The sequence below is a fragment of the Gottfriedia luciferensis genome (genome assembly GCF_001712755.1).
Taxonomy (GTDB): Bacteria; Bacillota; Bacilli; order Bacillales; family Bacillaceae_G; genus Gottfriedia; species Gottfriedia luciferensis_B.
This window is the reverse complement of sequence record NZ_MDKC01000035.1, coordinates 264,549-287,011: the sequence shown is the minus strand read 5'-3', so window position 1 is coordinate 287,011 and position 22,463 is coordinate 264,549. Positions and strand designations below refer to the sequence as shown.

The 22,463-nt window shown below is 32.5% G+C and carries 21 protein-coding genes, 2 tRNA genes and 1 riboswitch; of the genes, 20 read left to right on the top strand and 3 right to left on the bottom strand.

Annotated features, from left to right (window positions below; translation table 11 throughout):
* Window positions 1-332 precede the first annotated feature (332 nt).
* The 3 genes from BED47_RS20740 (at window position 333) to BED47_RS20730 (ending at window position 3,393) form a co-directional block, all read left to right on the top strand.
* Window positions 333-2,012 (top strand): DUF2339 domain-containing protein, encoded by a 1,680-nt coding sequence (locus tag BED47_RS20740; protein WP_069035220.1) that lies wholly within the window; start codon window positions 333-335, stop codon window positions 2,010-2,012.
* Between the two features lie 17 nt (window positions 2,013-2,029).
* Window positions 2,030-2,536 carry a GNAT family N-acetyltransferase gene (locus tag BED47_RS20735; protein WP_069035219.1) on the top strand — a complete coding sequence of 169 codons (507 nt, stop codon included), beginning with the start codon at window positions 2,030-2,032 and terminating at the stop codon, window positions 2,534-2,536.
* 677 nt (window positions 2,537-3,213) lie between these two features.
* On the top strand, window positions 3,214-3,393 hold the full coding sequence (locus tag BED47_RS20730) for a hypothetical protein (protein WP_069035218.1): 180 nt from the start codon (window positions 3,214-3,216) through the stop codon (window positions 3,391-3,393).
* Window positions 3,394-3,408: 15 nt separating this feature from the next.
* On the opposite strand, the gene hmpA is transcribed toward BED47_RS20730, so the two are convergent.
* The gene (hmpA, locus tag BED47_RS20725; protein ID WP_069035217.1) at window positions 3,409-4,653 is read right to left on the bottom strand and encodes an NO-inducible flavohemoprotein; all 1,245 of its coding nucleotides are present in this window, start codon (window positions 4,651-4,653) and stop codon (window positions 3,409-3,411) included.
* Between the two features lie 186 nt (window positions 4,654-4,839).
* On the opposite strand from hmpA, the gene BED47_RS20720 reads away from it, so the two are divergent.
* On the top strand, window positions 4,840-5,283 hold the full coding sequence (locus tag BED47_RS20720; RefSeq protein ID WP_069035216.1) for an RrF2 family transcriptional regulator: 444 nt from the start codon (window positions 4,840-4,842) through the stop codon (window positions 5,281-5,283).
* 96 nt (window positions 5,284-5,379) lie between these two features.
* Here BED47_RS20720 and racE read toward each other — a convergent pair whose 3' ends face one another.
* Window positions 5,380-6,171, bottom strand: coding sequence for a glutamate racemase (gene racE, locus BED47_RS20715; protein ID WP_069035215.1), 792 nt, complete (start codon window positions 6,169-6,171; stop codon window positions 5,380-5,382).
* 232 nt (window positions 6,172-6,403) lie between these two features.
* Window positions 6,404-6,513: riboswitch (TPP riboswitch) on the top strand.
* An 88-nt stretch (window positions 6,514-6,601) separates the two neighbouring features.
* Between racE and BED47_RS20710 the strand changes: the two genes are divergently transcribed.
* The 5 genes from BED47_RS20710 to BED47_RS20690 are packed head-to-tail and all read left to right on the top strand — an operon-like array spanning window position 6,602 to window position 10,164.
* Window positions 6,602-7,594: an ABC transporter substrate-binding protein gene (locus BED47_RS20710; protein WP_069035214.1), complete on the top strand. Its 993-nt coding sequence runs from the start codon at window positions 6,602-6,604 to the stop codon at window positions 7,592-7,594.
* A gap of 12 nt (window positions 7,595-7,606) precedes the next feature.
* Window positions 7,607-7,897, top strand: coding sequence for a thiamine-binding protein (locus tag BED47_RS20705; RefSeq protein WP_069035213.1), 291 nt, complete (start codon window positions 7,607-7,609; stop codon window positions 7,895-7,897).
* Window positions 7,897-8,664: an ABC transporter permease gene (locus BED47_RS20700; protein WP_069035212.1), complete on the top strand. Its 768-nt coding sequence runs from the start codon at window positions 7,897-7,899 to the stop codon at window positions 8,662-8,664. The genes BED47_RS20705 and BED47_RS20700 overlap by 1 nt, the downstream gene beginning before the upstream one ends.
* On the top strand, window positions 8,661-9,392 hold the full coding sequence (locus tag BED47_RS20695) for an ABC transporter ATP-binding protein (protein ID WP_069035211.1): 732 nt from the start codon (window positions 8,661-8,663) through the stop codon (window positions 9,390-9,392). Before BED47_RS20700 ends, BED47_RS20695 begins: the two co-directional genes overlap by 4 nt.
* 4 nt (window positions 9,393-9,396) lie before the next feature.
* Window positions 9,397-10,164 carry a TatD family hydrolase gene (locus tag BED47_RS20690; RefSeq protein WP_069035210.1) on the top strand — a complete coding sequence of 256 codons (768 nt, stop codon included), beginning with the start codon at window positions 9,397-9,399 and terminating at the stop codon, window positions 10,162-10,164.
* Between the two features lie 835 nt (window positions 10,165-10,999).
* Here BED47_RS20690 and BED47_RS20685 read toward each other — a convergent pair.
* Window positions 11,000-11,224, bottom strand: coding sequence for a helix-turn-helix domain-containing protein (locus tag BED47_RS20685; RefSeq protein ID WP_056472461.1), 225 nt, complete (start codon window positions 11,222-11,224; stop codon window positions 11,000-11,002).
* A gap of 200 nt (window positions 11,225-11,424) precedes the next feature.
* Between BED47_RS20685 and BED47_RS20680 the strand changes: the two genes are divergently transcribed.
* From BED47_RS20680 to lonB, 11 genes are all read left to right on the top strand, one after another.
* Window positions 11,425-12,468, top strand: coding sequence for a GerMN domain-containing protein (locus BED47_RS20680; protein ID WP_091022773.1), 1,044 nt, complete (start codon window positions 11,425-11,427; stop codon window positions 12,466-12,468).
* A 187-nt stretch (window positions 12,469-12,655) separates the two neighbouring features.
* Window positions 12,656-13,396 (top strand): ribonuclease PH, encoded by a 741-nt coding sequence (gene rph / locus BED47_RS20675; RefSeq protein ID WP_069035208.1) that lies wholly within the window; start codon window positions 12,656-12,658, stop codon window positions 13,394-13,396.
* A 24-nt stretch (window positions 13,397-13,420) separates the two neighbouring features.
* Window positions 13,421-14,041, top strand: a complete 621-nt coding sequence (locus BED47_RS20670; RefSeq protein WP_069035207.1) for an XTP/dITP diphosphatase — start codon at window positions 13,421-13,423, stop codon at window positions 14,039-14,041.
* Window positions 14,041-14,547 carry a metallophosphoesterase family protein gene (locus BED47_RS20665; RefSeq protein ID WP_069035206.1) on the top strand — a complete coding sequence of 169 codons (507 nt, stop codon included), beginning with the start codon at window positions 14,041-14,043 and terminating at the stop codon, window positions 14,545-14,547. The genes BED47_RS20670 and BED47_RS20665 overlap by 1 nt, the downstream gene beginning before the upstream one ends.
* A 233-nt stretch (window positions 14,548-14,780) precedes the next feature.
* Window positions 14,781-14,854 (top strand) — tRNA-Gly (locus BED47_RS20660).
* Between the two features lie 3 nt (window positions 14,855-14,857).
* Window positions 14,858-14,931, top strand: a tRNA-Arg gene (locus BED47_RS20655).
* A gap of 210 nt (window positions 14,932-15,141) precedes the next feature.
* Complete coding sequence (locus BED47_RS20650; RefSeq protein WP_069035205.1) at window positions 15,142-15,699, top strand: DUF4240 domain-containing protein; 558 nt, start codon at window positions 15,142-15,144, stop codon at window positions 15,697-15,699.
* Between the two features lie 117 nt (window positions 15,700-15,816).
* Entirely contained in the window at window positions 15,817-16,800 is a 984-nt protein-coding gene (locus tag BED47_RS20645; RefSeq protein WP_069035204.1) for a hypothetical protein, read from the top strand.
* Window positions 16,801-17,395: 595 nt separating this feature from the next.
* On the top strand, window positions 17,396-18,676 hold the full coding sequence (tig, locus tag BED47_RS20640; protein WP_069035203.1) for a trigger factor: 1,281 nt from the start codon (window positions 17,396-17,398) through the stop codon (window positions 18,674-18,676).
* Window positions 18,677-19,029: 353 nt separating this feature from the next.
* Window positions 19,030-20,301 carry an ATP-dependent protease ATP-binding subunit ClpX gene (gene clpX / locus BED47_RS20635; protein ID WP_069035202.1) on the top strand — a complete coding sequence of 424 codons (1,272 nt, stop codon included), beginning with the start codon at window positions 19,030-19,032 and terminating at the stop codon, window positions 20,299-20,301.
* 186 nt (window positions 20,302-20,487) lie between these two features.
* Complete coding sequence (gene lonB, locus BED47_RS20630; protein WP_069035201.1) at window positions 20,488-22,185, top strand: ATP-dependent protease LonB; 1,698 nt, start codon at window positions 20,488-20,490, stop codon at window positions 22,183-22,185.
* Window positions 22,186-22,463: the final 278 nt, after the last annotated feature.

The window sequence follows — 22,463 nt, the reverse complement described above, 5'->3', positions numbered from 1 at the left end:
GCTCAGGTCTCGCCCCATGGAAAGCGAGCATCCTGTAGTGGAAATCAACATCACTCTACTCCTTTTACGAAAATTTGTAATATAATTGACAAGGTTGTTTTTCAACAACGTGAAAATCCTCTATTTTTATAATAGAGGATTTTTTTTATTTAACCAATATAACTAAAAATGATTGACTTTATTTTCTGGGAAATATGACGAAATTTGCAAAAACATACTTCATAAAATTTTTTTTATAGGATAAATCCAGGAAATAGCGAACTTATATGAAGGATGTCTTTTCAGTTATTTAGTCTTAATAAAATACATAGTTATGATAAGAGGTGATGCAGTTGGATAATCAGAATCAAGATCTTCAAAAAAAGGTAGAAAAGCTTGAAGAAGAAGTCAAAGAAATGAAGAAACAAATTGAATTTCTCTTAATCACGAAAGAAACTTCAAACGAAATTAAACAAATAAGTCAAACTAAAGTAAATAATCCTAAACCACAAAAAACAGCTAGTCGACAGGTTAAAGTAACAGTTGAAAATGAAAAGGTTGACTATGAAGCACTTATTTTCCAAAAGTGGTTACCTAGATTTTTTATATTTATTTTCATTCTTGGCGTAATGTGGGGATTTAAAGCAGCATCAGATTATGGGGTATTAAATAAGTATGCAAAAGTAGGAATTGGATTTGTTATAGCCATTGCTTTATTCTGGTACGGTAATCGTCAAATGAAAGCTAAACGATCAACACTTGGCCAATCATTAATTGGTGGTGTGTTACCTGTATTGTTTTTAACTACGTTTGCCATGCACCATCTATATCACATGGTTGGATCAACGCTTGCATTTACCCTTTTAACAATTTGGGTATGTTTTGGCTTTTATTCTATGAATAGATACAAATCAGAAGTAATTGGATTAATAAGTATAATAGGAGCCGTTTTTGTACCATTTCTAGTTAAAAGTAATTCGCCAAACTATCTATTTTTCTCTATCTATGAAACAGTGATTTACTTATGCTTTATGTATTATGCAGCATTTGAAAAATATAAATTTATCTATCTTTCGTCTGCAATATTATTGCATTTATCATATTTAATTGTTGCTTTAGTTAATTTTAATACGAATGGAATTAAATATTTCGCACTAAGTATTATCGTGCAACATATTAGTTTGCTAGCTATATTGATTAAATCTAAGCTTGCTATTAAAAAGCAAGTATTAATTCTTCACACTAGTTTTATTTTAACAATTGGTTGGATCTTTAGTGCATTTGAAGATCAGATTAGAACAATGTTTTTAATCTTTTTATGTGCAGGATATTTATTCCTTACTTTTTATTATAAAAAGAAATCGGATTTTTTCTTTGGATTTTCGACTAATTTTATATTGGCCATTTCATTCCTTTGTTTAGATAGTGTTTCAGAAAACTTATTATGTACTGTATTAATAATTCAAGCGGTATCAACTTATTTATTTTATTTAAGATATCGAGATTTACTGAAATTAATTATAGCTGCCCTTACATTTATTCCTGTAGGGATATCCATTTTATCAGTTGGAATAGATTCTTTTTGGTCATTTGAAACGATGAATTGGTTTATGTTAATTCTAGCTCTAATTACGATTGCAATTTTGGCTTATAAGAATGAAGATGAAAAACAATTTATCTTACTAAGCAGTTCTTTATTAATTACGGTTATTTTGATTGCTTTTATAACACAAATTGTTCAAATACTTGCAGTAGATCAGTCTGACAATATGATTCGATTATTAATTAATATAAGTTGGATCTTGCTTTCAATTTTAACTATGATACTTGGTAACATTAAGAAGTTCAAAGTTTGGACATATACTGGGATAGGTTTATTATTACTGACACTAGGAAAACTTGTGTTAATAGATTTACCAAATATTACATTGATGGTTAGAGCTGGTTTATTTATACTGCTTGGCTTGATTGGATTAGTGATTTCTAGAATCTTTTTTAAGGGAAGTAGTAGTCAAAAAAATTATAAAATTTAATATACAGGAGTCAGTTAATGCTAATCACTGAAACTAAAAACTTACTATTAATGACTTTTACAGCAGAAGCGATGGTTTCTGTTTTAAGTGGAAATAAAGAGTTAGAATTTGAAAATGAATTTTATAGTTTCGCTCAAGGGTGGCCAATTCTAGTATATAAAAATCTTTTCCCTTATAAGATTTCTCGTTTTCAAACGCATCCTGCTGAACAAAAATATGAAGGAATTATTATTCATAAAAAAGATCGAGTAATTATTGGGGACATGGGATTTAAAGGTGGTCCAGATGAAACTGGGATTATGGAGATAGGTTATAGTATTGCACCTAGTTATCAAGGTAAAGGATATGCAACTGAAATGGGTAGGGCTTTTTGTGAGTGGGGATTAAAGCAAAATCATGTTACAAAAATATCAGCTATTTGTTCCGTCTATAATCATGCCTCTATTAGAGTTTTAGAGAAAATTGGCATGATAAAAGTAAAAGAAGAAATTGAAAAGTATTATTGGATGTTAGATAAAATATAAGTTTATAATCTGCATTGACTAAAATGATTAATTTTTCTAGAAGAAGGTGGGATTATTCTTTCAACAAGAAATTCATCTATCATCTTTATGGTCATAACTAGACGGGAATTTGGTCGATTCTTTTTGTACGATCTTATGATAAGTAGCTTAGTATATGGCACCCTAAAAAAATACTACTCAAGTGACCTAATCGCAATTTTTGGTAGCTTCACAATACCAACAGTTTTAAAAAGAGTGGCTGTATTATTAGAACAGAAATAAAAAAGTTTCTCTTAAATGAGAAGTATATAGGGAATACAATATTAAGTCCAACATTATTGATGTTAAAATTCATTTTAATGATTTATCAATGATTTAAATGTTTAGACTTTATGGAACATTTAATTATGATAAATAGCATTTTTTGAATGACCTTTTTAATGGTTTTAAAAGCGAATTTATTAGAGAAATTTCATTAATTCAATCACACTCGAAATGATTTTTTAGAGGTTAATATTTTGAGCTTTTTTGAAAACAAATTCGATAGTTTAGTTTAATATATGTTCAATCTTAATTGATCTAAAATCTGATTAATATAAAACAGTTAGATTACTCTAAGTAAAGGCAATTTGATTAGGGTTTATTGCAAACTTTTTTTGATGAGCAAGTTGATTGGAATGGAGGGGTGCTCGACTCCTATGGGATTAGCGGGAAGGCTGAGACCCCGCAGGCTTGCCGAGGAGGCTAAAGAATCCCGCCCCATGGAAAGCGAGCATCCTGTAATGGAAATCAACATCACTCTACTCCTTTTACGAAAATTTGGTAATTTAATTGACAAATTTGTTTTTCAACAACGTGAAAAGGATGCTCTTAAATGAGCATCCTTTTATATATTAACCCTGTTGTACTGGACTTTTAGGTTCAGTGTCTAAATTCATTGCTGGTCCGAAGAATTCGAAATGAATTTGTCTATCTTTAATTCCTAATCCCTTTAAACTTGTTATAATCGCTTTTAAAAATGGTACTGGTCCACATACGTAATAATCTGCATTGTCTGATTTAACATTTTTATTTAACCATTCTGCGTCAATATAACCTTGCTTTTTAAAGTTGTTATTTTGAAGATCTTCCTCAGAAGGATTTTCATAAACAAATGATAAATCGTAATTTGTTAATTGCTCTTTTAATTGGTTTAGTTCATTTTCAAATGCTTGTAATTTACCATTTCTTGAAGCGCTTATGAAGCTGACTTGACGATTTGGTTGAATACTTGCAATTGACTTAGCCATACTGATTAATGGTGTAATTCCAACACCACCACTTAAGAAAACAACATCTGAATCAATTTCAGTATTTAAAGTAAACTCACCTGCTGGTGCAGTTATTTCCAATGTATCACCAACATTTACTTGATTGTGCAGGTAGTTTGAAAATTTACCAAGTGGTTGGTTTTCTTCAGCTTCTCTTTTTACTGAAATTCTAAAGTGATTTTTACCTGATGCATCAGATAAACTATATTGTCTGTTTGATAAATATTCTTCACCTGGAATTTGTGAACGAACAGTAATATATTGGCCAGGCAAGAAAGTAGGAACTGAAGAACCATCTTTAGGAACTAAGTAGAATGATGTTATTACATCACTTTCTTCAACTTTTTCGATGACTTTAAACTCTTTAAATTCAGACCAACCGCCTTCTTGAGAAGATGCTTCCTCATACATTTCTTTTTCAATATCGATAAATACTTGTGCAATAACTCCATATGCTTCTGCCCAAGCACCTAGTATTTCATCAGTTGCAGCATCACCAAGTACTTCTTTAATTGCCCCTAGTAAATGTTGCCCTACGATTGGATAGTGCTCTGGTTTAACTTGAAGACTGCGGTGCTTTTGCGCAATTTGTTTTACAACAGGAATAATTGTTGCAAGTTTATCAATGTTCTGTGCAGCAGCTAAAACAGTATTTGCAAGTGCAGTTTGTTGTCTACCTTGTTGTTGATTTGTATGATTAAATACATTTAATAGTTCAGGATGATTAGTAAATAAATTTTTATAGAATACTTTAGTGATCTCTGTACCCTTTACTTCTAAGACTGGAACTGTTGACTTAATAATATCAATTGTTTTTTGAGATAGCATGATAAATCCCCCTAATCACGTTTTAAAGTAGTATTATAAATACATCTTTATCTTAGACCTAGAATTTACTTAAAGCAATATGTAAAATACATCTTTTGTGAATTTTTTCGCAAAAATCCATAAAAATTTAAAAAAAGTTCACAATTATGCTATGATTAATCTTAAATAAAACAGTGAGGACAAGTTATGCGTTTAACAACTTATTCGGATTACTCTCTTCGTGTACTAATATTTCTAAGCTCTGAGCCACGTGAAAAATTAGTTAATATTAAGGACATTGCTGAAGCTTACGATATTTCTAAAAATCATTTAATGAAAATAATTTATAATTTAGGTAAGATGGGTTACATCGAAACAGTTCGTGGTAGAAACGGTGGAATCCGTTTAGCTAAATTGCCAACAGAAATAAATATTGGTGAAATAATTCGTAAAACTGAAGAAGACTTTAATATTGTAGAATGTTTTGAACACGGTAATACTTGTGTTATTACACCTGTTTGTTCTTTAAAACATATATTTAATAATGCATTAGAACAATTTTTACAAGTTTTAGATCAATATACATTAGATGATATTGTAAAGAACAATGCAATGCTTAAAGATTATTTTTCAAGTAATGCCAAAGAATAAATTTTATTAAATAGAAGAGCGTTCGCAATTTAAAAACACAAAAACCAACAAAGGCTTACTTTGTTGGTTTTCTTCATTTTATGTGGTCTATGACCGTTATAGTTTAATATATTTTACGTTTTCCATTGGTTCTTGGAATAAGGATGAAGCTATTTTACTAAAAATGGTTGGATCCCCAGTTGTAAAAAATTCATGTGTAGTGATTTCAGAGTTAGATAATATATTTTGTTGATCTAGAATTGCACTTACTTCTAAAGCTGTTTCATCACCAGAGCTGATAAGTTGGATTGATGGTCCCATCACTTTTTGGATGATTGGACTTAATAATGGATAATGCGTGCAACCTAGTATTAGTGTATCAATATTTGAATCAATAAGCGGTGCAAGAGTGTGTTTAACTATCTCAAATATTTCAGGTTTATTGTAGTCCCCATTTTCAACAATTCCAGCAAACTCTGGGCACGCCAACCCTTCAATTATGACTTTGTCATTAATCCGTTTTAGTGCGGAATGATATGCTTTACTATTAATAGTAGCATTCGTTCCTATGACACCGATTTGGTCATTTTGAGTTAACTTTATTGCTGCTCTAGCACCTGGGCGGACAACTCCAATGACTGGGATTTGAAGTTTTTCACGCATTTCATTTAAGACTACTGAAGTTGCTGTATTACAGGCGATGACTAACATTTTTATATCTTTCTCCATTAGAAAATTAGTCATTTCCCAAGTGAAATCTCTGATTTCCGTATATGGTCGTGATCCGTATGGACATCTTGCGGTATCACCTAAGTATAAAATGTCCTCTTTAGGTAATTGTCTTATTATTTGTTTGGCAACTGTTAAGCCCCCAACACCTGAGTCAATGACTCCGATTGGTTTATTCAAAAAATCCCCTCATTTTACTTAATAATTTGTTGATGTAGTATATTCTTTATTCATTTAAGATTTTACTATAAGAAATGATATTTTTGTTTATTATTCTCTTTTTAAAAATGTTAAAATTTCATAGTTTTATTTGCACCTATTAACAGAGTATTAAAACATTTGAACACAGGTTAAAAATAATTCGTAAATTCAATCATTATCTGTTATATTAATGAGGAAAAGTTTATATATGAGAAAAATGTGGAGGAGCCAGTGTTGCTGGCTGAGATATCATCCTTAAGATGTTGACTCTTAGAACCTGATCTGGGTGATGCCAGCGTAGGGAACAGTATCTCTTTTTAGATATGTTTTTTACAGCGCATTAACGTCCGGGTTCTTATCCGGACGTTTTCTTTTTGTATAAACCAAAAACAAAAAGGAGATATAGATAATGAAAAAACTAGTAGTATTTTTAGTAGCTATTTGTTTAATGTTAACCGGGTGTGGTCAAAACAAAACTGCTACTACTAAAAAGACAAAGAAATTAAAAAAGGTGACTGTCGTACTAGACTGGACGCCAAATACAAATCATACGGGGCTATTTGTTGCTAAGGAAAAAGGTTACTTTAAGGAACAAGGACTTGATGTAGATATAATCAGCCCGGGAGAAACAGGTGCAGACCAATTGGTGGCATCAGGTAAAGCGGACTTTGGTGTTTCTTATCAAGAGTCAATTACACAAGCAAGAGTTCAAAATGTACCGATTGTTTCAATTGCAGCAATTATTCAACATAATACTTCTGGGTTTGCATCACCAGTGAAAAAAGGAATTAAGTCACCAAAAGATTTCGTTGGAAAAACATATGGTGGATGGGGTTCACCTGTTGAAAAGGCTATTTTAAAATCACTTATGTCAGAAGAAAATGCTAATGTTAATAAGTTAAATATCGTTAATATGGGTGATGCTGATTTCTTTACAGCGGTAAAAAGAGATATTGATTTTGCATGGATTTATCAAGGATGGACAGGGATTCAAGCAGAGCTACGTGGAGAAAAATTAAACATGATTTATTTAACTGATTATAGTAAAAAGCTAGATTACTATACTCCAGTTTTAGCAACGAACGAAAAAATGATTAGTAAAAACCCTAAAATAGTAAAAGCGTTTGTGGCTGCAGCATCAAAAGGATATAATTTTGCGATTGAGAACCCAAAAGAAGCTGCATCGATTTTAATAAAGGATAATCCAGATTTAGATAAAAAATTAGTGGAAAAAAGCCAAGAATGGTTAGCATCTAAGTATAAAGATGATGCAGACCGTTGGGGTGAGCAAAAGTTATCAGTTTGGAAAAACTATGCTGATTTCTTAGCTGAAAATAAATTATTAGAAGGAAACTTTAAGCCAAAAGAAGCATTTACGAATGATTTCTTACCAGCGAAATAAGGAGGAGCAAAAATGCAAACTACTTTAATGAGTGTCCAAATTATACCGAAAACAAATAATATTGAGGATGTTATTCCAGCAGTTGATGAAGCAATTAAAATTATTGATGAATCAGGTGTAAAATATCAGGTCCAACCATTGGAAACAACTATGGAAGGCGACTTGAATCAATTATTAATGGTTGTTCAAAAAATGAATGAAAGAATGATTGAAATAGGTTGCCACAATGTAATAACACAAATGAAAATACTTTATCAACCACAAGGTATTACGATGGATGTGTTAACGGAGAAGTACCGTTAATGAAATCTAAAAATATAAAAGGATGGCAACCAATCGTTGTCATCCTGCTTTTTTTAATTTGCTGGCAGCTAAGTATTAAAATTTGGAGAATCGAATCTTGGTTATTACCAGGACCAATCGCAATCTTTAAAGAAGGAATGAGATCAACTGATTCACTACTTCCTCATATTTCTTCTACAATTCAATTAACGATTATTGGTTTGTTAATTGGTAGTTTATTAGGATTTTTAATCGCATTTCTATTGCATTTAATTCCAGGTGTAAGGGAAGCTTTTTACCCATTATTAATTCTTTCGCAAAATGTACCAATTATCGTATTGGCACCTCTTTTAATTATTTGGTTTGGATTTGGTGTATTACCAAAATTAATTATTATTTCTCTCGTTTGTTTCTTTCCAGTTACAGTTTCAGCGTTGGATGGTTTTCGACAAACACCAAGTGAACTAATAAATTATATGAAAATGGCGGGAGCATCTAAATCACAAGTTTTTTGGAAAGTTGAATTGCCTTTTTCTCTACCTTCCATTTTTTCTGGCTTAAAGATTTCTGCAACTTATAGTGTTATGGGAGCAGTTATATCTGAATGGTTAGGAGCGAAATCTGGAATTGGGGTTTATATGACTTTAGCTTCATCTTCATTTAGAACAGATCGAGTATTTGTTTCAATTTTTATCATTATGTTTTTAAGTATGCTTTTCTTCTTCCTAATAGTTGTAATTGAACGTTTTACTGTTAAATGGAAAGTTAAAGGGGTGAAGCGGAAATGACATTACAAGTGGAACAATTATCAATGAGTTATAGCGGTCATCAGGTGTTAGATAATATATCCCTTTATGTAAACGAGGGTGAATTTGTATCGATTCTAGGTCCATCTGGTAGTGGGAAAAGTACTTTGTTTCATCTTATAGGTGGCTTAGTAAAACCAGATTCTGGAGAAGTAAAGTTAAATGGGTCGATAATAAATGGAGAACTTGGTCATGTTAGTTTTATGCCTCAGGATCATTCATTACTACCTTGGAGAACAGTATTAAAAAATATTGTTTTGTCACAGGAATTAAAACATAAACCTGATGAAAAATTGGCAAGAGACTGGCTTAAAAGAACTGGTTTAGAAAACTATGAGAATGCTTACCCTCATGAATTATCTGGTGGTATGAAACAAAGAGTTTCATTTTTAAGGTCTCTACTAGCACCGCAGTCGTTCATGTGTATGGATGAGCCGTTTTCAGCTTTAGATGAGTTCACTAGACTTGAAATGCAACAATGGCTCTTATCAATTTGGGAAGAGCAACGTCGATCAATATTATTAGTTACGCATAATATTGATGAAGCGTTGTTAATGTCTGATCGAATCTATCTATTTTCTGACAAACCTGCCAAAATCAAAGAAGAAATCATAGTGCCATTTCCAAGACCACGTAAAAAAGAATTATTATTAAGTGATGAATTTACGGAATATAAAAGAAAAATCTATTTGGCTTTAGAGAAGGAGTAATACGATGAAAATGATAGATGCTCATATTCATTTAGATTCTTATGATACTAGTCAAAGAGAAGAAATAGTAACTAATTTAGAAAGACAAGAAATCGAGGCGCTCATTTCGGTATCGATGGATTTAAAATCTAGTAAGAAGAATTTAGCGTTAAAAAATCAAAATAATAGTGTATATCCAGCATTCGGATTTCATCCTGAACAACAAATCCCTTCTGATGAAGAGGTTGATAAATTAATTGAATGGATTAAGAACCATCAGGATGAAATGGTCGCAATCGGAGAGGTTGGATTACCATATTATAAGAATTTAGAAGAACAGCTTGATTACGTACCGTATATTCAATTACTAGAAAAATTTATCTCACTTGCAAAAGAGTTAAATAAACCGATCATATTACACGCAGTGTATGAGGACGCCGAAACAGTATGTAATCTATTAGAAAAATATTTTATTAAAAAAGCCCATTTTCATTGGTTTAAAGGAGACGAACATACAATTAACCGGATGATAGAAAATGAGTATTTTATCTCAATTACACCTGATGTACTATATGAAAATGAGATTCAAGACTTAGTGAAAAAGTATCCTTTAGAATTAATGATGATCGAAACAGATGGTCCTTGGCCATTTGAAGGGCCTTTTGAAAATGAGTGGACACATCCTAAATTTATGCATCAATCGGTTGCAAAGATAGCTGAGTTAAAAGACATAAATCTATCAAGTGCATATAAAACTTTATATGAAAATACTAAGAAATTTTATAGTATATAAAATAAGAAAATCGTTTTCCAACAGGAAACGATTTTTTTTTCAAAGTGCTTGAAATACAAAACGCTCTATAGGGAAAACGAAATTAAATGAAACATTATTGAAATTAAAATTCATTTTTTTATTTATTAACGATTTTAACTGTTAAAATGTTTCAATAATTTTGATATACAATACAAACAAACTATAGTAATTGTTTTTTTGGAACTAAGAGAAAAATTTAGATTTATCGTTTTAAATGATAGGTTTATAATTTGAGGTTCAAACTCAATTGACCTACAAACTGATTTATAAACAACTGTTAGATTACTCTAAGTAAAGGCTACTTGATTAGAATTTATTGCAGACTTTTTTTGATGAATAAGTTGATTGGAACAGAGGGATGCTCGACTCCTATGGGATTAGCGGGAAGGCTGAGACCCCGCAGGCTTGCCGAGGAGGCTAAAGAATCTCGCCCCATGGAAAGCGAGCATCCTGTAGTGGAAATCAACATCACTCTACTCCTTTACGAAGATTTGGTAATTTATTTGACAAGGATGTTTTTCAACAGCTAAATCGTTTTCCAACAGGAAACGATTTTTTTATTTTAGTTTTAGATAGGTAAAAAGAGCTAAAATAAAATCCCCCTATAGCAGAGCATCTATCCAAATTTACAGATAGGCTTTTTATCTACTATAAGTAGGATATAAAGTAATACTTTCAATTTAGATAATCAGATTCTTTACAAGCAAGAAAATAGTGAAATGTAAAACTTAAGTTTCAATGTAAATACCAAAACCGGCATGTCGATTAGAATGCCGGCAGTATGTTGGTTTGTAGAACTGTTTCTACAAAAGAACTACAGTTCAAGCTCTCCCATACGAAGAAGCTCAATAACTGCTTGTGATCGCCCCTTAACCCCAAGCTTCTGCATTGCATTTGAAATATGATTTCTCACAGTTTTTTCACTTATAAAAAGTTCTTCAGCAATTTCTCTTGTAGTCTTATCTTGAACAAGAAGCTCGAATACTTCTTTTTCACGCTTTGTGAGTGTGTGCTTTGTTTGATAGTCTCTATCCTTCAACTGTGCTAACCCTCCTTGCTTGACCGAGCTGTTCTTCGGATGGGTATTCATTTAGTCTTTTTATCATATGAACGATAGGTCTTTTAGGTGAATATTTCCAGTAAATTTAGAGCTAGATTTAAATTATTTATTTTTTTCTATTTAGCTTGTTCTAAAAAATGTACAGGCTCGTATAAATAATAAAAAAGCGTGGGGGGAGTATGGTGATGAAAAAAAGATTGTTAGTAACAGCGGCAGCAGTATGTGGAATTGCAACAATGAGTGGATGTAGTTTACTTCCAACAAAATCTTCAACTGATATTGATCCACCTAAAACTGTAGTTTATAAAAGTGATCAACCTTCAAAGGAAGTAGCAAAGAAAGAGGAAACTGTAAAAAGGGAATTATATTTAATTGACCGTAACGGTTATGTTGTACCGCAAACATTCCAATTACCTAAGTCTACTAGCTTGGCTAAACAAGCGTTAGAGTACTTAGTAAAAGACGGTCCTGTTACAGATGAATTACCAAATGGTTTCCAAGCAGTTTTACCTCCGAATACTGAAGTTTTAGGTGTTCAAACTCAAAAGGATGGTACGATTATTGCTGATTTTTCACCAGAATTTAAGCAATATCGTGCTGAAGATGAATTAAAAGTGTTTCAAGCTGTTACTTGGACGTTAACTCAATTTGATAATGTGACAAAGGTGAAAATTCGAGTAAACGGAAAAGAGCTTGCATCGATGCCAATCAATAAAGCTCAGATTGGTGATGGGTTAACAAGAGATGACGGAATTAACTTTGATAAAGGTGACATTGTAGATATTATGAACTCCAGACCAGTTACGCTATATTATGTTTCTCAAGGGGAAATGGGAGACACTTATTATGTACCTGTAACGACTAGGATTTCAAATGCTCAAACAGATTCATATTCGGCAATCGTAAATGAACTAGTAAAAGGTCCTTCTGAATATTCAAATTTAGTATCTGATTTTGGAACTGATACGAAACTAGTTAGTCAACCTGTTTTCAAAGGCGGTAAGCTAGTACTTAATTTTAACGATGGTATCTATGGAAATATTGCAAAAAATATGATCAATAATGATGTATTACAGCCGCTTGTACTTTCTCTAACTGAGCAAAAAGGTGTTAAGTCTATTGAAATCCAAATCAATGGTAAATTAACTGCGTTGGACCAACAAGGTAAGCCTTTAAGCCAACCTGTTTCAAGACCTAAGGATGTAAATACGAAGAAATTGTAAGCCAGTCGTTAAGAAAAGATAATGATTGCCTATTAATAAAATGTTTTAAATATCAACCTTGTACAAAAATTGTGCCGATTTTTGTACAAGGTTTTTAATTTTATCTTTAAATTATACTTAATAAGTAGAAATGAAATCACATTTTTGTCTATACTAGTATTTGGAAGATTTTGTAGGAGGAACAATCATGACAAGAACAGATGGAAGATTAAATAATGAACTTAGACCAATAGAGATTATTACTCACTATACAAAGCATGCAGAAGGTTCTGTGCTTATTAGTATTGGTGATACGAAGGTAATTTGTAATGCAACTGTTGAGGACCGTGTACCACCATTTTTGAGAAATAGTGGAAAAGGTTGGATTTCAGCTGAATATTCAATGTTACCGAGGGCTACTCAAGAGCGTACGATCCGTGAATCATCAAAAGGTAAAGTTACTGGTCGAACAATGGAAATTCAACGATTAATAGGAAGAGCGTTAAGAGCAGTAGTTGATTTAGAAGCACTTGGTGAAAAGACAATTTGGATCGATTGTGATGTCATTCAAGCAGATGGAGGAACACGAACTACTTCAATTACTGGTGCATTTGTTGCAATGATGCTTGCTTTTGATAAATTAATTAAAATGGATAAATTGAAATCGTATCCTGTAAAAGATTATTTAGCCGCAACTTCGGTTGGTATTTTAGAAGACCTTGGACCAGTACTAGATTTATATTATGTAGAAGATTCGGCTGCAAGTGTTGATATGAATATTATTATGACTGGAAAAGGACAGTTTGTTGAACTTCAAGGAACTGGTGAAGAAGCAACATTTTCTAGAGAAGAATTAAATGAGTTACTATCTTTAGGTGAATTAGGAATTAAATCTCTAATTGAAAAACAAAAAGAAGTGTTATTACAAGAAGGTATTAAATTTCAATAATCATTTCGAGGAGAGACTTTAAGGATGGATACAATCATTATTGCTACAAATAATCAAGGCAAAGTGAAGGATTTTGAAGCACTTTTTAACCCGATGGGATTTCAAATTAAATCTTTAAAAGACTTTCCTGAAATTCAAGAAGTTGAAGAAACAGGAACTACATTTGAAGAAAATGCGATTTTAAAAGCTGAGTATTTAGCGGGTGAGTTAAAAACGCCAGTTATTGCAGATGATTCTGGTTTAATAGTGGATGCACTTGAAGGTAGACCAGGCGTTTATTCTGCTCGATATGCCGGATTACATAAAAGTGATGAAGATAATTTACAAAAAGTATTAAGCGAACTAGAAGGCGTTTTTCCTGGAAAAAGAACTGCGCGATTTTATTGTGCTTTAGCTTTAGCGGTTCCAGGTAAAGAAACAATCACTGTTTATGGTACAGTTGAAGGGTTTATTGCCAATGAAAAAAGAGGAACAAACGGTTTTGGCTACGATCCAATATTCTTTTTGCCAGAATTAGATAAAACGATGGCTGAATTAACAACAGATGAAAAAGGTGGCTTAAGTCATCGCGCAAATGCAATTAAATCATTAATGGATGTAATAAATAAAGAAGATAAAGACTTTTTATTTAGAGGATCAAATTAATGAAAGTACTAATTGTAAGTGATAGCCATGGATTGACAAAACCATTACAAGAAATCGCCGAACGATATCGTGATAGTGTAGATTTAATGATCCACTGTGGAGATTCGGAATTAGAAGTGAATGCTAAGGAACTAAGTGATTATAATGTAGTAAGAGGAAATTGTGATTTCAGAGGAGAATTCCCTGAAGAATTTATTCACCGTGGAAATGAATATACAATCTATGCAACACATGGTCATTTACATGGAATAAAACAGTCATTGCAAAAGCTGTATTATCGTTGTAAAGAAGTTGGAGCAACAATTGCTTGTTTCGGTCACTCACATGTATTAGGAGCCGAAGTAATTGATGATGTGCTTTTTATTAACCCTGGTAGCATTTTATTACCGAGAATGCGAAAAGAAAAGACTTATGCTATTCTTGAAATAATTGATAAGAAAGCTAATGTTACTTTTTATAATACAGATGGAACGGTGCTTACTACTACTTCATTTGAATTATCATGAATGAATGGAGGTTAGTAGCTTATATGCTACTAACCTTATCTAAAACAAAAAAATTCAGAGTACTAAAAGCCCGAAAACCCTAATAAACTAAGGTAATTATACAACTTTAAACTTTTTTTCTTTATTTTGGAAAAAAGTTTTAAAAAAGTGTTGACTTTAATTTGCTTAACGACTATACTAAATTATGTCGACAGGGTGATGTCGCAAAGAAATAAAAAAGAAATAACAAATATGCGGGTGTAGTTTAATGGTAAAATAGAAGCCTTCCAAGCTTCGGTCGTGGGTTCGATTCCCATCACCCGCTCCATATGTCCTGGTAGCTCAGCAGGATAGAGCAACGGCCTTCTAAGCCGTCGGTCGGGGGTTCGAATCCCTCTCAGGACGTCCAAAAGACACTTGTTTTACTTAATGTAAAATAAGTGTCTTTTTTTGTGTTTAACTACTTTTAATTGAAGTACTAAAGAAATAAAATGATGAATTACGTTTACTCTATAAATTAGGACCGATTTATATGAATTAATAGAGGTTTTATTCATCATGAAATTTATACTAGATATGTTATTCTAGTATAAATAAAAGAGTGGAGTGATATAAATGAACGAAAAAGAATTTTGGAGCTTAATATCCAAAATGCATATTGTTGAAGAACCTTATGAATGGGTAATAAATCATTTAGCTAAACAATCAGAGGAAGAGATAGCTAGTTTTGAAATTCTTTTTGAAACTTATTTTTCCGAAGCGTATGCCGTAAATCTTTTAGGAGCTGCATGGATCATCATGGATGGCTGTTCTGAGGATTCGTTTGCACATTTTAGAGCTTGGTTAATCGGACAAGGAGAACAAGTTTACAAGAAAACGTTAGATGACCCAGATTATTTAGCTGAATACATCTTTCCTATTTATGAAGAAGAAGGACTTACGCCAGAATTGGAAGATATGTTAGATCTAGCTTTACAAGCGTATACAATCAAGCGTAAAGGCGATGATGATTGGAATGATCAATTGTGGAATGAGTTTAATTCCCTTATTGAAAGCAAAGGCTATGACTATCCTCAACAACAATTAACGATCGATTGGAAGTCAAAAGACGAACTAAAAGCTAAGTTTCCAAAGCTATGGAAAAGATTTGGCAATAAACCGTTAGGGTACTAAACCTAAAACCAGATTCATCCATACATGTATCTTTAATATTTTAAATAATTTTAATTCATGATACACTTTTTCATAACTAGTTTGTGCAGGAAATAACAAATGTTAGGGGAGAGTAACATGGAAGACAATATTGTCTTTTTTCCTAAACTGAAGGATCGGATAATAAATTTAGGTAAAAAAGCATTAGAAGAAAAAGATTTTAGTAAAGCTTTAATGTTATGTAATCAATTAAAAGAAATAAATGAGCATAATTCACAAACAGAGCTTGCGGCAGTCGCGTGTCTTTTAGAAGGAAATCGGGCTAGGGAAGCTAAGGAAAGATGTGAGGATTTAGTTTTCGGGCCATTTGAGAGTGATGAAGCAATTGAAGTGTACATAAGCATTTTATTTCAATTAAAAGAATATGAAGAATTACAAAAAAATATAAAAAAATTACTCACTCAAAAACGGATTGATGAAAATCAGATGGATAAGTTTCAAGCGATGCTCTCATTATCAAAGAAAGTAATTTCAGATCGTGAAGGCATTAAGGGTGAAGTTCTTAATTTACATATGATCGTTGAAAATTCTGAACCGATTGATAAGCAACTTGAATTAATTAATGAATTAAGAAGTTTAGATTGTAATTTTGTCATCGATCAAATTAGCGAAATATTAAAAAGCACCAAAGCAAATCCGTTAATTCAAAGTTTTATTTTGTTTATTCTACAAGAACAATCAATCGATAAAGATTTTGAACTTAACAAAGTAAACCAAAGGATGATTTGGAATACATCTGTTTCAGTCGATGAACATAAAATCTTTGTAGATGCTATATTGAAAAAATTAAGTGATGTATTAGAAAGTGAAGACCCTTCTGCTTTCGAAATCGCAAAAACACACTTCCAACACTTTATAACAATTTACTTCCCGTTTATCCCAATACCAGCGGATATAAATACATGGGCAGCCTGTTTTTATTGCATCGTCCAACAATTTTTTGATCGCAGTGTAGATGAAGAGGAATTAAAAGACTTATTTAATGTAGAATATTTTCCTGTGAAAAGTGCAATTGCTTTAGTAAAACGGTTTGAAGATGAAGGATACTTTAACATAAAATAAAATGTCAGAATGCCGGCTAAACGCTCGCTTTCTTCGTTGCTTAGCATGCCTGCGCGGTGCTCATTACCGCTTAAGGGTAACTCTGCTCCTCACCAGGCTTCACGCTCGAAAGACAAGCGCTTGCAATCAGTCTGACAATCAAGTTTGTAGAAATTTTCTATACGCTAAAATTAATTTAAAATGAAATAGTTGGAAAAAACATAGATGTTCTATTTGAGTTTCTATGTTTTTTTATGTAAAAAAGTATTTTAATGAGATGGAAGTGGCGATAAAACCGAGTTGTAATTGGAGTGAATGCGATGAGGGGCTTAGGTCACGGCATACGGAAAGCAAGCAATAGTGACAGGAAGTCATCGTTCTTATTTTTATTGGTACTAAAACTGATTTAAAATTCGAAATTAAAAATCTCTAATATTTTCTCCTTATAAAATTAGGAAATATTGAAACAAAAAAGGAATGTGTTATAATAGAATGGTTGTAACGACTATTTACTTAATTATACATGCATTTTCTTTATTAAAAATGGACAGGCATGTATAGTACGAAAATACGTAAACACATATATTTTTTTAGATAATTTTGGAGGGAACTAACAATGACTGCTAAATGGGAAAAATTAGAAGCTAACGTTGGTCTATTAACTGTAGAAGTTGAAGCTTCTGAAGTAGATAAAGGTTTAGATGCAGCTTTCAAAAAAGTTGTTAAAACTATCAATGTACCGGGATTCCGTAAAGGTAAATTACCTCGCCCGATTTTCGAACAAAAATTTGGTATTGAAGCACTTTATAATGATGCTTTAGACGTAATTTTACCAGAAGCTTACAGCAAAGCTGTTGTAGAGGTTGGTATTGAGCCAGTTGACCGTCCAGAAGTTGACGTTGAGCAAATGGAAAAAGGTAAAACTTTAATCTTCAAAGCAAAAGTTACTGTAAAGCCAGAAGTAAAATTAGGCGAATACAAAGGCTTAGAAGTTGAAGAAATGGATGCAACTGTAACTGACGAAGACGTACAAGCTGAATTAACTACATTACAAGAGCGTCAAGCTGAGTTAGTAGTTAAAGAAGATGGTACTGTTGAAAACGGTAATACAGCTGTAATTGATTTCGAAGGTTTCGTTGATGGCGTAGCTTTCGAAGGTGGAAAAGGTGAAAACTATCCACTAGAAATCGGTTCAGGTTCTTTCATTCCTGGATTTGAAGAAGCTTTAATCGGTACTAAATCTGGTGTAGAAACAGATGTTAATGTAACATTCCCAGAAGAATACCACAGTGCTGAATTAGCAGGAAAAGCTGCTACTTTCAAAGTAACTGTTCATGAAATTAAAGCTAAAGAACTTCCTGAGTTAAACGACGAGTTTGCGAAAGACGTAAATGACGAAGTAGAAACTTTAGAAGATCTTAAAGCTAAAATCAAAAATGACTTAGTTGAATCTAAAAAATCTCAAGCTGAAGGTAGCTTACGTGATGCTTTAGTTCAAAAAGCAGCTGAAAATGCTGAAATTGAAATCCCAGACGTAATGTTCGAAAGCCAAGTTGACCGTATGGTTAAAGACTTTGAACAACGTATTGCACAACAAGGATTAAACTTAGAGCTTTACTACCAATTCACTGGTACTAAAGAAGAAGATCTTCGTGCTCAAATGCGTCAAGATGCTGAAGCTCGTGTAAGAATCGACTTAACAATCGATGCGATCATCGAAGCTGAAAAAATCGATGCAACTGAAGAAGAAATGAACGAAGAATTAACTCGTTTATCTGCAATGTACAACATTCCTTCTGAGCAATTAGTAACTATGCTAGGTGGAACTGACGCTGTACGTGATGATATTCAAATCCGTAAAGCTGTTGAATTATTAGTAGATAGCAGAAAAAAATAAGCGTTAAATAAACATATATTGACTTAAACAAGGCGCGAGATTTTTCGTGCCTTGTTTTTAAATAATGAAATATTTGGTAAAGTGAACTGATTCCTTTAAAATACACATATACATATGTTAGAATCTGTTATACAGATTTTAAAAAATTATTGTGGCTATACTAAAAATAATTCTTCAAAAGAAGGATTATTAGCTTAAGATTAGAATATATATATTCTAAAAATTTAAACAATTTTAGAGTAGTAATTAATTGCTTTGTTTATTTTGTATGCTATTATATAGCTACAAGATACATATTTTTGGGATTACATACATATTGAGTGTTTTTAGAAATTTTTAGAGGGAGTGAACATATGTTCAAATTTAACGAAGAAAAAGGACAGCTAAAATGTTCGTTCTGTGGGAAGTCACAGTCTCAGGTTAGAAAATTAGTTGCAGGACCTGGTGTATATATTTGTGACGAGTGTATTGAGCTTTGTACTGAAATAGTTCAAGAAGAGCTAGCAAAAGAAGAGGAAGTAGAGTTTAAAGACGTTCCGAAACCGAAAGAAATTTGCGAAATTCTTGATGAATACGTTATTGGTCAGGACAATGCGAAAAAAGCGTTATCTGTTGCTGTATATAACCACTACAAACGTATTAATTCAAATAGCAAAATTGATGAGGTTGAGTTATCAAAAAGTAATATTGCAATGATTGGGCCAACTGGTAGTGGTAAAACATTATTAGCTCAAACTTTAGCACGAATTTTAAATGTACCATTTGCGATTGCAGATGCAACTTCATTAACTGAAGCTGGATATGTTGGGGAAGATGTTGAAAACATTCTTTTAAAATTAATCCAAGCAGCAGATTATGATGTAGAACGCGCTGAAAAAGGTATTATTTATATCGATGAAATTGATAAAGTTGCACGTAAGTCTGAAAACCCTTCAATTACACGTGATGTGTCAGGTGAAGGTGTTCAGCAAGCACTTTTAAAAATTCTTGAAGGAACTGTGGCAAGCGTACCTCCTCAAGGTGGTCGTAAGCATCCACATCAAGAATTCATTCAAATTGATACAACAAATATTTTATTTATTTGTGGTGGAGCATTTGATGGCATCGAACAAATTATCAAACGCCGTTTAGGTAAAAAGGTAATTGGTTTCAGTGGTGATTCTGAAAAGAGCGATTTAAACTCAAAAGAAATCTTAAACCATGTATTACCAGAAGACTTATTACGCTTTGGTTTAATTCCAGAGTTCATTGGTCGTTTACCTGTTTTAGCTAATTTAGAGCAACTTGATGAAGCATCATTAGTTGAAATTTTAACTAAACCAAAAAATGCTTTAATTAAGCAATATCAAAAATTACTAGAGCTTGACCAAGTTGAACTTGAGTTTGAGGATAACGCTTTAACTGAAATTGCTAAAAAAGCAATTGAGCGTAAAACTGGAGCTCGTGGACTACGTTCGATCATTGAAGGGCTTATGTTAGATATTATGTTTGAATTACCTTCACGTGAGGATATTCAAAAATGTATTATCTCAGCAGAAACCGTTAAAACTGGTGCAGCTCCTAAGCTTGTACTTGAAGATGGAACAGAATTAGAGTTAAAGAAAAAAGCAAATAAATTAGCTTAAGTACGGAACCAAATGCATTTGCATTTGGTTTTTTATTTTGACTTTTTTTAAGTGGTTTTTTATCTTTCTTTAAATACATAGGAACTTTAATCGGTAAACCTTGCCTTTAATTTTTAAAATTTGGTTTATCCTTCCATATAGAGGGCGATACTAAAATTAATTTCTACTTCAGTGGAGGGGTAAAGAATGAGTTTAACAACAATTATATTATTAGCTCAATTAGCATTAGGAACAATCGTTGCTTTGTATTTTATTCATTTATTAAAGGGTCAACGAACAACAAAAGTTTCGATTGACAGGGAATCTAAAAAAGAAATGGAGCAGTTACGTAAATTAAAGTCAATCTCTTTAACGGTTCCGTTAGCAGAGAGAGTTAGACCAACCACTTTTGATGATATAGTTGGCCAAGAGGATGGAATAAAAGCGTTAAAAGCTTCACTTTGCAGTGCTAATCCTCAACATGTAATTATTTATGGGCCGCCTGGTGTCGGAAAAACTGCAGCGGCTAGACTAGTATTAGAAGAAGCAAAAAAGAGCCCGAATACACCTTTTAAACAAGATGCAGTATTTATTGAATTAGACGCTACAACTGCCAGGTTTGATGAAAGAGGAATTGCGGATCCTTTAATCGGTTCCGTTCATGATCCAATCTATCAAGGTGCAGGTGCGATGGGGCAAGCAGGTGTTCCTCAACCTAAAAAAGGAGCAGTAACCGATGCGCATGGTGGGATTTTATTTATTGATGAAATTGGCGAACTTCATCCAATTCAAATGAATAAAATGCTGAAAGTACTTGAAGATCGTAAAGTTAAATTTGAGAGTGCTTATTACCAAGAAGAAAATCCTTCTATACCAGCACATATTCATGAAATTTTTAAACACGGTTTACCAGCAGATTTCAGATTAGTTGGTGCAACAACAAGATCACCAGAAGATATCCCACCGGCAATTCGTTCTCGTTGTTTAGAGATATTTTTTAGAGAATTAGAACAGGATGAAATTCAAGCAGTAGCTAAACGATCTGCTGAAAAAATAGAATTGAGCCTATCGGATAAAGCCTTAGAATTAGTAGGTACATATGCAAAAAATGGTCGTGAAGCGATTAACTTAATTCAGTTAGCTGGCGGTATGGTTTTAACTTCTGGTCGAAAAGAATTAATAGAAGATGATATTGGGTGGGTTGTTTCTGTAAGTCGTTTATCACCAAGACTTGTTAACAAAATTCCAGAAGCTCCAACTGTAGGATTGGTGAACGGTTTAGCCGTCTATGGAGCAAATATTGGAGCGTTATTACCGATTGAAGTAAGTGCAATGAAGGCAAAAGAAAGCGGTAAAGGATCAATTACAATTACTGGAATTGTTGAGGAAGAAAGCTTAGGTAATCAAGCTAAATCCATTCGTAGAAAAAGTATGGCAAAAGGCTCTTTAGAAAATGTTACGACAATCTTACGAAAAATTGGTGTACCAATCGATGACTTTACGATTCACATTAATTTTCCAAGTGGCGCATTAATTGACGGACCATCTGCAGGGATTGCCATGGTAGTTGGTATTTTTTCAGCAGTTAATAATGTTCCAGTATTAAATACAATCGCTATGACTGGTGAAATGAGCATTCAAGGTGATGTAAAACCAGTTGGCGGTGTACCAGAAAAAGTAAAAGCAGCTGTAAAAGCAGGGGCAACTAAAATTATTGTTCCGAAAGAAAACGATCAGGCTACATTACATCAATATAAAGATGTAGAAATATTAGTAGTAGATCGCATAGAAAAAGTTCTCCATGAGGTCTTTAAAGATAATTGGAAATTTGAACTACCAGCTCAAACAAAAACTGATTTCCAACAATTAACTTTGTTTGAAGAAAATCAATCGCAATCTATGTAGATAAAAATAAGTGTTCGAATCATTTCATTTTGAATAAATAAAGAATACAAACTATTTTTGCATTCTTTTTTCAATGAAGTGAGCGAACACTTTTTATTTTGTAGAAATACATTCTATATGATTTAATCTTATTACAAGTCTTACTTCTTATTTTTAGTTAAAATCAAGATTATCGAAAAAACTTATTATATATGTTATGTTCTAGTCAGTTTTTGATTGATTGTGCTGCTTCTTTATTTCTTTTAATGCATATCATTGTAAATGATATATATGTTAAG

Coding starts and splice junctions, on each gene's coding strand:
- hmpA (WP_069035217.1), bottom strand. CDS start 4,653: ATGCTATCTCAAAAAACAATTGATATTATTAAGTCAACAGTTCCAGTC.
- BED47_RS20690 (WP_069035210.1), top strand. CDS start 9,397: ATGAAAATGATAGATGCTCATATTCATTTAGATTCTTATGATACTAGT.
- BED47_RS20695 (WP_069035211.1), top strand. CDS start 8,661: ATGACATTACAAGTGGAACAATTATCAATGAGTTATAGCGGTCATCAG.
- BED47_RS20710 (WP_069035214.1), top strand. CDS start 6,602: ATGAAAAAACTAGTAGTATTTTTAGTAGCTATTTGTTTAATGTTAACC.
- BED47_RS20720 (WP_069035216.1), top strand. CDS start 4,840: ATGCGTTTAACAACTTATTCGGATTACTCTCTTCGTGTACTAATATTT.
- tig (WP_069035203.1), top strand. CDS start 17,396: ATGACTGCTAAATGGGAAAAATTAGAAGCTAACGTTGGTCTATTAACT.
- BED47_RS20645 (WP_069035204.1), top strand. CDS start 15,817: ATGGAAGACAATATTGTCTTTTTTCCTAAACTGAAGGATCGGATAATA.
- clpX (WP_069035202.1), top strand. CDS start 19,030: ATGTTCAAATTTAACGAAGAAAAAGGACAGCTAAAATGTTCGTTCTGT.
- BED47_RS20700 (WP_069035212.1), top strand. CDS start 7,897: ATGAAATCTAAAAATATAAAAGGATGGCAACCAATCGTTGTCATCCTG.
- lonB (WP_069035201.1), top strand. CDS start 20,488: ATGAGTTTAACAACAATTATATTATTAGCTCAATTAGCATTAGGAACA.
- BED47_RS20650 (WP_069035205.1), top strand. CDS start 15,142: ATGAACGAAAAAGAATTTTGGAGCTTAATATCCAAAATGCATATTGTT.
- BED47_RS20665 (WP_069035206.1), top strand. CDS start 14,041: ATGAAAGTACTAATTGTAAGTGATAGCCATGGATTGACAAAACCATTA.
- rph (WP_069035208.1), top strand. CDS start 12,656: ATGACAAGAACAGATGGAAGATTAAATAATGAACTTAGACCAATAGAG.
- BED47_RS20705 (WP_069035213.1), top strand. CDS start 7,607: ATGCAAACTACTTTAATGAGTGTCCAAATTATACCGAAAACAAATAAT.
- BED47_RS20730 (WP_069035218.1), top strand. CDS start 3,214: ATGGGATTAGCGGGAAGGCTGAGACCCCGCAGGCTTGCCGAGGAGGCT.
- BED47_RS20680 (WP_091022773.1), top strand. CDS start 11,425: ATGGTGATGAAAAAAAGATTGTTAGTAACAGCGGCAGCAGTATGTGGA.
- BED47_RS20670 (WP_069035207.1), top strand. CDS start 13,421: ATGGATACAATCATTATTGCTACAAATAATCAAGGCAAAGTGAAGGAT.
- BED47_RS20735 (WP_069035219.1), top strand. CDS start 2,030: ATGCTAATCACTGAAACTAAAAACTTACTATTAATGACTTTTACAGCA.